11 protein-coding genes are annotated in these 10,527 nt (G+C 46.4%); 10 read left to right on the forward strand and 1 reads right to left on the reverse strand.

Annotation, left to right across the window (positions count from 1 at the left end; translation table 11 throughout):
- Window positions 1–180: 180 nt before the first annotated feature.
- From MHO32_RS23390 to MHO32_RS23430, 9 genes are all read left to right on the forward strand, one after another.
- On the forward strand, window positions 181–633 hold the full coding sequence (locus tag MHO32_RS23390) for a DUF3305 domain-containing protein (protein ID WP_009697781.1): 453 nt from the start codon (window positions 181–183) through the stop codon (window positions 631–633).
- Window positions 623–1,246: a DUF3306 domain-containing protein gene (locus tag MHO32_RS23395; protein WP_047517237.1), complete on the forward strand. Its 624-nt coding sequence runs from the start codon at window positions 623–625 to the stop codon at window positions 1,244–1,246. The genes MHO32_RS23390 and MHO32_RS23395 overlap by 11 nt, the downstream gene beginning before the upstream one ends.
- Before the next feature lie 310 nt (window positions 1,247–1,556).
- Complete coding sequence (locus MHO32_RS23400; protein WP_005441573.1) at window positions 1,557–3,218, forward strand: 4Fe-4S dicluster domain-containing protein; 1,662 nt, start codon at window positions 1,557–1,559, stop codon at window positions 3,216–3,218.
- Between the two features lie 9 nt (window positions 3,219–3,227).
- On the forward strand, window positions 3,228–3,860 hold the full coding sequence (locus tag MHO32_RS23405) for a TorD/DmsD family molecular chaperone (protein ID WP_005441574.1): 633 nt from the start codon (window positions 3,228–3,230) through the stop codon (window positions 3,858–3,860).
- 73 nt (window positions 3,861–3,933) lie between these two features.
- Complete coding sequence (locus tag MHO32_RS23410) at window positions 3,934–4,134, forward strand: twin-arginine translocation signal domain-containing protein (protein ID WP_005427585.1); 201 nt, start codon at window positions 3,934–3,936, stop codon at window positions 4,132–4,134.
- A 10-nt stretch (window positions 4,135–4,144) separates the two neighbouring features.
- On the forward strand, window positions 4,145–7,000 hold the full coding sequence (locus tag MHO32_RS23415) for a formate dehydrogenase subunit alpha (protein ID WP_050937638.1): 2,856 nt from the start codon (window positions 4,145–4,147) through the stop codon (window positions 6,998–7,000).
- Window positions 7,001–7,011: 11 nt separating this feature from the next.
- Window positions 7,012–7,620 carry a formate dehydrogenase FDH3 subunit beta gene (gene fdh3B / locus MHO32_RS23420; RefSeq protein WP_005427693.1) on the forward strand — a complete coding sequence of 203 codons (609 nt, stop codon included), beginning with the start codon at window positions 7,012–7,014 and terminating at the stop codon, window positions 7,618–7,620.
- A 13-nt stretch (window positions 7,621–7,633) separates the two neighbouring features.
- Entirely contained in the window at window positions 7,634–8,686 is a 1,053-nt protein-coding gene (locus MHO32_RS23425; RefSeq protein ID WP_239214394.1) for a formate dehydrogenase subunit gamma, read from the forward strand.
- The gene (locus MHO32_RS23430) at window positions 8,670–9,086 is read left to right on the forward strand and encodes a membrane protein (protein ID WP_005427687.1); all 417 of its coding nucleotides are present in this window, start codon (window positions 8,670–8,672) and stop codon (window positions 9,084–9,086) included. The genes MHO32_RS23425 and MHO32_RS23430 overlap by 17 nt, the downstream gene beginning before the upstream one ends.
- Window positions 9,087–9,195: 109 nt before the next feature.
- Here the strand turns inward: MHO32_RS23430 and MHO32_RS23435 are convergent, their stop codons facing one another.
- Window positions 9,196–9,378, reverse strand: coding sequence for a hypothetical protein (locus MHO32_RS23435; protein ID WP_005445797.1), 183 nt, complete (start codon window positions 9,376–9,378; stop codon window positions 9,196–9,198).
- Between the two features lie 120 nt (window positions 9,379–9,498).
- Here MHO32_RS23435 and cobB point away from each other — a divergent pair, with 120 nt between their 5' ends.
- The gene (cobB, locus tag MHO32_RS23440) at window positions 9,499–10,230 is read left to right on the forward strand and encodes a Sir2 family NAD+-dependent deacetylase (protein ID WP_009697787.1); all 732 of its coding nucleotides are present in this window, start codon (window positions 9,499–9,501) and stop codon (window positions 10,228–10,230) included.
- Window positions 10,231–10,527 lie beyond the last annotated feature (297 nt).

Genomic DNA, 10,527 nt, shown 5'->3' on the forward strand with positions numbered 1-10,527 from the left:
GATATCGCAGCAATGACACAGGTGCTAATTTGAATTTCTACTAGTTTTGAACTTATGAGCTTAGCGAAGGTAAGGCTTAATCTGGCGCGTTTATTGCTTTGTACCGCTAAAATGGTTGAAAGCAAAGTACAAAATGTCCTTTTCTGTCTTAAAGCCAACATAGAACAAACTGGGTGAGTTATGTCGGATAAGAAACAGTTCGAGAAAAATGAAGATTCATGGTCGATAGGCGTGGATCTTGTAGAGCATGAGATCAGTACCGGTATTTGGGTCACGACCCAATGGCAACTGACGGGATTTGAAATTAACCCAACCGAAGACACTCAACACGTGTGCTTGCTGCAATTGCACAAAGACGAGCGCACCGATTACCGCTTTAACCTGAGCTCGCAACAACCAAAGCTTTTTTTGGTTATGGATAATGTCGACTCTGGTGATACACCGACGATTCAATTGCTTACGGCGTCTCAAACTGTCGCTGCGCAATATATGGATGGCGATAACCTAGTATTATCTAATGATATGCCGTTAGCTATTCAAGCTTGGATGGAAGCCTTTATTGGGCGCCACGGTGAATTGTTAGAAGTAAGACGTAAGAAACGCAAAGGAGCGGGCAGAGCAAATGGCAACTAGTTTTTTTAGCCGTTGGTCGAAACGTAAATTAGAAGAAACCACAACCGAGCCTACAGACGCTAAGGTCGTGGAGTCTGTTGAATCTACTGAACCAGAAACCGCACAAGCTCATGAAGAATTAAGCACTGAAGCGCAAGCATTAGCTACTGAGGCTTCTGCGACAGAGACTGAATCTCAACAGGCATCAAACGAAACTACTGATCCTGAAGAGATGTCCGTAGCGCAGCTATTAGTGTCTGAGGCTTCAGAGAGCGTTAAGAAAGCCGCACTGCGTAAGATGTTCTTGTCAGAAGAGTTTAACGTTCGCGATGGTTTGGATGATTACGACGATGATTACAGTAACCTCAAGTCGCTTTCTGAAGGGGTGGCTGAAACACTTCGTGATTGGGTGAAAGAGAAAACGGAAGAAGAACCAGCAGAAGAAACGACACAATCAACTGAATCTCATGAAGAAAGTGATATTGAATCGGCTGATGTAGAACTTGCTGAAGGTGCCGAAATTCCCGAAGAACAAAAAGAACTGGATATAAATACAGTATCTAATGAAAGTGATATTCTAGAGACAAAACTAGCCCCTGAAGAGGTGGGACAAAATATACCACACAAAGAATAGGTACATTTTGACTAAACGCTCAATGAACCGGCTGAGACAAAATGTCCCAGTCGGTTTTTTTATCCCTACAATTTCTAGGATAAATAGCTAACCTATTGAAAATTAGCTTATATTTAATTGGCACGACATTTGCTGTCTGTTGCTCATTACCATTCTTGTTGAAGTTAGACCATTTGCCTAACAGGCAGTGATAACCCGGGTGGGACTACCTAAAAGGGGTAGTTACTGACGAGTTAATCAGCAGAATCGCCTGCGCTAACTACAATGAAAGATGGAAGAAACTATCCATGCGTATAAATGGAACTGAGCAATGTTGAAACAACTATTAGAACAAGCAACTTCCAATAACGGTAAAGCGCGTCTGTATGCGTTTGAGAATACCGTAGAGTTGACCAATCTTATTCCACCAACGGTGAGCTACGAGAGTGGCGGTAATACACTGATTGTTGGACCGACTGCCATCATTGAGAGTGCAGCCGCGCAGCTATCTCAAATGAACAGCCTGACACTTCTTTCTACAGACGGAGAGAAAGGCACCAATCCAGAACTGTACTTTGCAAACTCAGTTCAGGTTTCTGGTTTCCTAGGCACATTTGAAGTGCTTATCGAAAATAACGGTCTAACAAGCAACCTAGCAAAAGTCGCTATCAATAGTGATTGTTTCGATGTTGTTCTCGATCTTTGTCTAAGTAGCTGTATGTCAGAAGAGGTTCCGGTTCCGGGTTACTACCCAGTAGGGCGCGGTTATCCAAAACTGGCAGAAGCGCTAGAAGAAATCCCAACATTAATGGGTACGTTTGATAAGCCAAAATTCTTTCGTCTAGATACAGATCTATGTGCGCACAGTTCTCGTGGCGTGAAAGGTTGTGAGCGTTGTGTGGATGCTTGTCCTGCTGGCGCACTCTCAAGTGAAGGCAGCGATAAAACGGGCCATCGCATCGAGATTAACCCATACCTATGTCAGGGCGTGGGTACTTGTGCAACGGCTTGTCCGACAGAAGCGATTCATTACGCGCTACCTAATCCTGAAGATACGCAAAAATTCATTGAACGCACGCTAGCGAACTACGAGCAAGCGGGCGGTCTGGATCCTATCGTTCTTATCTGTAGTTCTCGCCACGAGACTTACAATGTGATGGCACTGAAAGCGCTACCAGATAACGTGATTCCAATTGTGGTTGAAGAGCTTCCTTCTATCGGTATCGATACATGGTTCGCAGCTCTAGTTAATGGCGCGACGCAAGTGCTATTTGCGGCTTCTCGTTTTATGCCTGCAACCATCATTCGTGTTCTGAACAACGAAGTGGGTATCGCGCAAGAGCTATTGGATCAACTTGGTATCGCAAAAGAGACTATCGATATCCTTTACTTGGAATCACTTCGTGAAGGTCCACCAACACTATGTACAGATTCATTCGACCTTGCCCTTGGTGATCTTCAAGGTAACAAGCGTCAACGTCTGTTTACTGCGCTGGATGCGATGTCTTCTTCTCGTATTCCGGTTGAGAACATTGTTGAACTGCCTGCGAACGCGCCTTACGGCAATGTTTCTTGTGAGAGCAAAGATTGTACGTTGTGTATGAGCTGCGTGGCGGTTTGTCCAACACGTGCACTTCATACTGATGGTGAATCTCCATCACTTAAATTCGTTGAACAAGATTGTATTCAATGTGGTTTGTGTGAAAAGGCATGTCCAGAGAAAGTTCTGACTCTAACGCCACGCATGAATTGGGTGAAAGAAGAGCGCCAAAAAGCGGTTGTGATTCACGAAGAGAAAGCCGCGGAATGTATTCGCTGTCATAAGCCATTCGCACCTCAGTCTATGATCGACATGCTACAAAACAAGTTACGCGGTCACTCTCATTTCTCCGATGAAGCGGCGATCAATCGTATCGCGATGTGTGAAGACTGCCGTGTGATCGACATGTTTGAGTCGATGGCAGAAGACCCAATGAAACAACTGAAATACTAGGAGCTCGCAGTGGATACACAACGAGAACAAGAACAAACACTGAGAACAGAGATCTACTTGGTTTTGTCTGCGCTTTTCCGTAGCGCACCAAGTGAAGAGATGATCGAGTTCCTAACTTCTCTAGAAGTTGAACCATCAGAAAGCGCAATGCAAAAAGCGTGGATTGCGCTTCAACAAGCGGCGAAAGATTCCAACCGCGAAGCGCTAGAAGATGAATACCAAGATCTTTTCATTGGTATCGGTCGTGGTGAAGTGATGCCGTTTGGCTCATGGCACATGACGGGTGCAATGATGGAAAAACCACTGGCTGAAATTCGTCACGATTTGGAACTGCTTGGTTTCGAGCGCGATGAAAATGTGAAAGAGCCGGAAGACCACATCGCAGCACTTTGTGAAGTGATGTCGATGCTAACGGGTGAAGAAGAAGATCTTCAACAAGCGGTGTTTAACAAACACATCGCACCTTGGTTCAACTCTTTCACTCAGCAACTAGAAAACGCAGAGAGCGCGAACTTTTATAAGCCAGCAGCTCAACTGTGTGAGGCGTTCTTAACACTGGAACAAGTGCGCTTTAGCGTGAACACCAAAAGCAGTAAGCACAAATTAAAAATTGATGTGAAAAACGTCACTGATTACGAGTAATCGAGCAGTACTTGGTCATATCGATAGAGGGGCAATAGCCTCCAAAGATCTACCGTAAGGTAAGGAAGCAATGATGAAAGATAATAAAGAAATAAACACAAGCCGTAGGGATCTCCTGAAAGGCTTAACGACTGCAGCCGTAGCTGGTGCGGTTGTCGCTGGAACAACAAAAGTGGCAAGCGCTTCAGAAACGGTTGAGCCTTCTGAAAAAGACGTGAAGAAGAAAGGGTATCGTGAAACTCAACACATTCGCGATTACTACGACACACTTTAGGAGATAACGGATGAAACTTGTCAAACGCTCCGACAGTGTGAGCAAAGAAACCAATCAGCTTGGCGTTTCTCGCCGTGCATTCATGAAAAACACCTCGCTTGCTGCTGGTGGTGCGGTTGTAGGTGCAAGTCTTTTTGCACCGGGCATGATGAAGAAAGCACAAGCTAAATCGGTGGATCCAGAAGCGAAAACAGAAGTAAAACGTACCATCTGTTCTCACTGTTCTGTAGGTTGTGGTATCTACGCTGAAGTTCAAAACGGCGTGTGGACAGGTCAAGAGCCTGCATTCGACCACCCATTCAACGCTGGTGGACACTGTGCAAAAGGCGCAGCACTGCGTGAACACGGTCACGGTGAGCGTCGTCTGAAATACCCAATGAAGCTTGAAAACGGTAAGTGGAAGAAGCTTTCTTGGGATCAAGCGATCGAAGAAATCGGTAACAAGGTGATGGACATCCGCAAAGAGTCGGGTCCAGATTCCGTTTACTGGTTGGGTAGTGCAAAGCACAACAACGAACAAGCGTACATGTTCCGTAAGATGGCGTCGCTTTGGGGTACCAACAACGTTGACCACCAAGCACGTATCTGTCACTCAACAACCGTAGCAGGTGTAGCAAACACTTGGGGTTACGGTGCGATGACCAACTCTTTCAATGACATGCACAACTGTAAGTCGATGCTGTTCATTGGTTCAAACCCTGCAGAAGCGCACCCTGTTGCGATGCAGCACATCCTTATCGCGAAAGAGAAGAACAACTGTAAGATCGTTGTTGCGGATCCTCGTCGTACTCGTACAGCAGCAAAATCGGATCACTACGTATCGCTACGTCCGGGTTCTGACGTTGCATTCATCTGGGGCGTGCTATGGCATGTATTTGCGAACAACTGGGAAGACAAAGAGTTCATCCGTCAACGTGTATTCGGTATGGATGAAATCCGTGCAGAAGTAGCGAAATGGACACCAGCAGAAGTCGAGCGCGTAACTGGCGTTCCTGAGTCTGAAGTTTACCAAACAGCGAAACTGCTTTCTGAAAACCGTCCGGGTTGTATCGTGTGGTGTATGGGTGGTACTCAGCACACCACTGGTAACAACAACACACGTGCTTACTGTGTACTTGAGCTTGCGCTAGGTAACATCGGTAAGTCAGGCGGGGGTGCAAACATCTTCCGTGGTCACGATAACGTACAGGGTGCAACTGACCTTGGCGTACTATCTGACACGCTACCAGGCTACTACGGTCTGTCTGAAGGTTCATGGCGTCACTGGTCAAAAGTGTGGGAAATCGATTACGAGTGGGTGAAAGGTCGTTTCGATGACAACGCTTACGGTGGTCAAAAACCAATGAACAGTGCAGGTATCCCTGTATCTCGTTGGGTGGATGGTGTTCTTGAAAACAAAGACAACATTCGTCAACGTGAAAACATCCGCGCCATGTTCTACTGGGGTCACGCAGTAAACTCTCAGACTCGTGGTCCTGAGATGAAGAAAGCGATGCAGAAGCTGGATATGATGGTTATTGTTGACCCATACCCAACAGTCGCAGCGGTAATGAACGATCGTACTGACGGCGTTTACCTGCTTCCTGCAACGACTCAGTTCGAAACACACGGCAGTGTGACAGCATCTAACCGCTCACTTCAGTGGCGTGATCAGGTTATCGAGCCGTTGTTTGAATCTAAACCTGACCACGAAATTATGTACCTGCTAACTAAGAAGCTAGGTTATGAAGATCTGCTGTTCAAAAACATCCGTGTTGAGAACAACCAGCCAGTGATCGAAGACATCACGCGCGAATTCAACAAAGGCATGTGGACCATCGGTTACACAGGTCAAAGCCCGGAGCGTCTAAAAGCGCACCAACAAAACTGGCATACATTCCACAAGACGTCTCTAGAGGCAGAAGGTGGTCCTGTGAATGGTGAGACTTACGGTCTACCTTGGCCATGTTGGGGTACGCCAGAGATGAAACACCCAGGCACACACATTCTGTACGATACGTCGAAGACGGTTGCAGAGGGTGGCGGTAACTTCCGTACGCGCTTCGGTGTTGAGTTTGAAGGTCAAAGCCTACTTGCTGAAGATAGCTACTCAAAAGGCTGTGAAATCAAAGACGGTTACCCAGAGTTCTCTGACAAGCTAATCAAACAGCTTGGTTGGTGGGACGACCTAACGGCTGAAGAAAAAGCTGCAGCGGAAGGTAAAAACTGGAAAACTGACCTGTCTGGTGGTATCCAACGCGTAGCAATCAAGCACGGTTGTATCCCATTTGGTAACGCTAAAGCGCGTGCGATTGTTTGGACATTCCCAGACCGCGTACCGCTACACCGTGAGCCGCTATACACGCCTCGTCGTGACCTTGTAACGGATTATCCAACTTGGGACGACAAAGAAGCAATCTTCCGTGTACCAACGCTTTACAAGTCTATCCAGAAAGAAGACAAGTCTGGCGAATACCCAATCATCTTGACTTCTGGTCGTCTGGTTGAGTACGAAGGCGGTGGTGAAGAGACTCGTTCAAACCCATGGCTTGCTGAACTTCAACAAGAAATGTTCGTTGAAGTGAACCCGAAAGACGCAAACGATCTTGGCTTCAAAGATGGCGATGACGTTTGGGTTGAAGGCGCAGAAAAAGGTCGCATCAAGGTGAAAGCGATGGTCACTCGTCGTGTTAAACCGGGTCTGGCGTTCATTCCGTTCCACTTCGGCGGTAAGTTCGAAGGTGAAGACCTACGTTCTAAGTACCCAGAAGGTACGGACCCTTATGTTGTTGGTGAAGCAGCCAACACGGCAACCACTTACGGTTACGACCCTGTTACTTTGATGCAGGAAACTAAAGTAACCCTATGTAACATTCGTAAAGCGTAAGGAGTCTGACAATGGCACGAATGAAATTCCTATGTGACACCAAACGCTGTATCGAGTGTAACGGCTGTGTTACTGCATGTAAGAACGAAAACGATGATGCGCTTGAGTGGGGTATTCAACGTCGCCGCGTAGTAACACTGAACGACGGTGAACCAGGCGAAAACTCAATCTCTGTAGCTTGTATGCATTGTACAGACGCGCCTTGTATGGCGGTTTGTCCAGCTGACTGTTTCGAGCACACAGAAGATGGCATCGTCCTTCACAACAAAGATCTTTGTATCGGTTGTGGTTACTGTCTGTTCGCTTGTCCATTCGGTGCGCCTCAGTTCCCGAAACAAGCATCGTTCGGTGAGCGTGGCAAAATGGACAAATGTACTTTCTGTGCAGGTGGCCCAAACACAGAACCAGGTTCTCTAGAAGAGCGTGAGAAGTACGGCGCGAACCGTATTGCTGAAGGTAAGCTACCTATGTGTGCGTCACTTTGTTCAACAAAAGCACTGCTAGCGGGTGATGCAGAGAAAGTTTCTGACATTTTCCGTCAACGTGTGGTTGAGCGCGGTGCGAAAAACGCAGGTTGGACAGACGGTAACGATCTTTCTTACGACGCAACTAAAAGCTAAGTAGGAGAGACACATGTTAAATACTCTTAAACGTGCGTCTCTTGTAATGCTGTCGATGATGACAGCATTACTGCTGACCTTTGCGATGCCAGCGTCTGCGCAAGAAGACACATATCCAGTGGTACAACAGGAGATGACGCAACTTGCAGGTGCAGACTTTTGGCGTCAGGTCAAAGAGGGGCAAGAAGGCTATACCACGTCGAAATCAGCGGAACACGGTGTGCTGATCAGTACTCCGGGTGAGACTTGGTACATTCTTAAAGAGAAATGGATGTCTCCTGCGGGCGCTGTCGCAATTTTCGGCAGTATCGCAATGGTTATCATGGCTTACGTATTCGTTGGTCCTCTGATGCTAAGCAAGCCACGTACTGGCAAGAAGATGAAACGCTGGTCTCGACTAGACCGCGCACTACACTGGAGCATGGCGTTTACCTTCTTAACGCTAGCATTCAGTGGTTTGATGCTGGTTTACGGTAAGCACTTCTTAAAACCGTACGTACCGACTGAGTTCTGGGGCTTCATCGTCATGTTGGCGAAGCAGTACCATAACTACATGGGGCCGCTGTTCTTCATCTTGCTGATGTTTGTTCTACTGAAATGGTGGCGCAAATCTATCCCTAACATGACAGACATCCGTTGGTTCATGAAAATGGGCGGCATGGTAGGTAAACATAAAGGCACGCACCCATCGGCTGGCTTCTCAAACGGTGGGGAAAAGGCGATCTACTGGTTGCTGATCTTCTTTGGTGCTATCGCTGCAGTGAGTGGCTTAATTCTGGACTTCCCAATTTTCGGTCAGACTCGTCGCCATATGGAGTTGTCTAACCTTGTTCACGCGATTTCGGCACTGATTCTAATCTGTGGTTTCATCTTCCACATCTACATCGGTCTATTCGGTATGGAAGGTGCGCTAGAGGGGATGGTCACTGGTGAAGTTGACGAGACATGGGCGAAAGAGCACCACGATCTTTGGTATGAAGAAGTGAAATCCAAAGAAGCGATGGGCGAAACAGATACGGTACAAACGGAAGCAAAAGGAGCAAAAGCGAATGAACAAACCTCATAACGGGATTTGGGTTGCGTACATCCTGAGCTGTTTGACCCCGTTTACGTTTTTGATCTCAGGCGTTGTCGCAATCATTTACGCTGGGTACCGTTTGGATAAAGGCGAAGACAGCGACGTAGTGAACTCGCATTACTACGGTTTGATTCGTACTTTCTTCCTGTACCTGACATTCTTTGTTGTTCTGATTGTAACGGTAGCAACATCAAATGGTGTGTTGATTGGTGTAAGTGATTACTGGATGCATAGTACGTTGCTAGACTCTGTTGCGTACTTTATTCCTTGGATTGGTATGTTGTTTGCTGCGTTGGCAATTCTTGTGTGGTTCCTACGCATGTACCAGGGTATGAACCAACTGCGCAATAACATGCCGCACAGACCGTCTACAGGTCCAAACCTGTAAATTCAATGGCTTTATTGAAGAGAAAGCCAGAGAAAATCAGTTTGTAAACATGCAAAACCCTCGACACAGTTCGAGGGTTTTTTATCTCGTCTTTACAGGGAATACTGATTTAACAGTTTCCTTTTTTCGCTTGTCCCGGCGGACAGAAATCACCACCATGAACAGGGTGGCCATTATCCTTGTCATTGGTGCTCACTTTGACTTTTACGTCATCGACCTCACCTTCAATATTGGTGATCTGACAGCCAGCCAAAGTTCCCAGTAAGATAAGGACAAGAGATACACCTCTCATTGCTTTGCCTCTCAATTTATCATTCTAATCATGACCACTACGACCATGGTCTAATCCATATTACTACTGTTGTTATTCTATCGGTGTTAAGCTAATGAAAAAGAACAACAAGGATAGGTTATGAATTTCCCTTATAGAAATATTGTAGTACTTACTGGCGCTGGCATCTCGGCTGAGTCTGGTATTCAAACATTTCGCGCTCAAGATGGTCTCTGGGAGAATCACCGCATTGAGGACGTTGCAACACCCGAAGGGTTTGCTCGCGATCCCGATCTTGTTCAATCGTTCTATAATCAACGTCGAAAAAAACTACAAGGCGAAGATATCAAGCCTAATGCTGCTCATATCGCGCTAGGGCGCCTAGAAGAGCAGTTGGAAGGTAAAGTGACTATCATTACTCAAAACATTGATAATCTGCATGAGAGAGGCGGTAGCGCCAATATTATTCACATGCACGGTGAATTGCTTAAAGCGCGTTGTAGTGAATCTAATCAAGTCATCGAGCATTCAGAAGACATTGAAACTGGCGAATTATGTCACTGCTGCCAGATTCCTGCTCAAATGCGTCCACACATTGTTTGGTTTGGTGAAATGCCATTGCGTATGGGTGAGATATACGCGGCATTGGAAGAAGCAGACTTGTTTATTTCTATTGGTACATCTGGCGTGGTATATCCAGCCGCAGGTTTTGTACATGATGCAAAGATGCACGGTGCACATACGATTGAAATTAATTTAGAGCCAAGTGCCGTCGAGAGTGAGTTTGAAGAGAAGCGTTACGGTAAGGCAAGCATCGAAGTACCGAAGCTTGTTGACGAGATTCTTGCTCTGGAAAACGAACCTAGCGCTTAAAAAAGAGTTAACCCCAAAATCTAACAAAGGCATCGAGTGATTCGATGCCTTTTTGTATACCCAAGTGACTTCAAGATGCAGGATTCAGAGCGTTGTCATTGATTCGAGAACAAGGAAAACAACGCAGTGTAATAGCCAGCTCTTTGCAAGTTGTTTGACGCAGCAATCGGGTCAATGACACGCTCCCAAAGGGCGAGGTGCCTTGGCTTGTATACTTTGTTGCCGATTCTTGATTTAGACCCACTAAACCTTTAAATCGCCGCCGCGTCTACAAACCAAGTCAGTCTCGCTGAACCT

Source organism: Vibrio sp. MMH1-50 (assembly GCF_022347645.1).
Taxonomy (GTDB): Bacteria; Pseudomonadota; Gammaproteobacteria; order Enterobacterales; family Vibrionaceae; genus Vibrio; species Vibrio harveyi.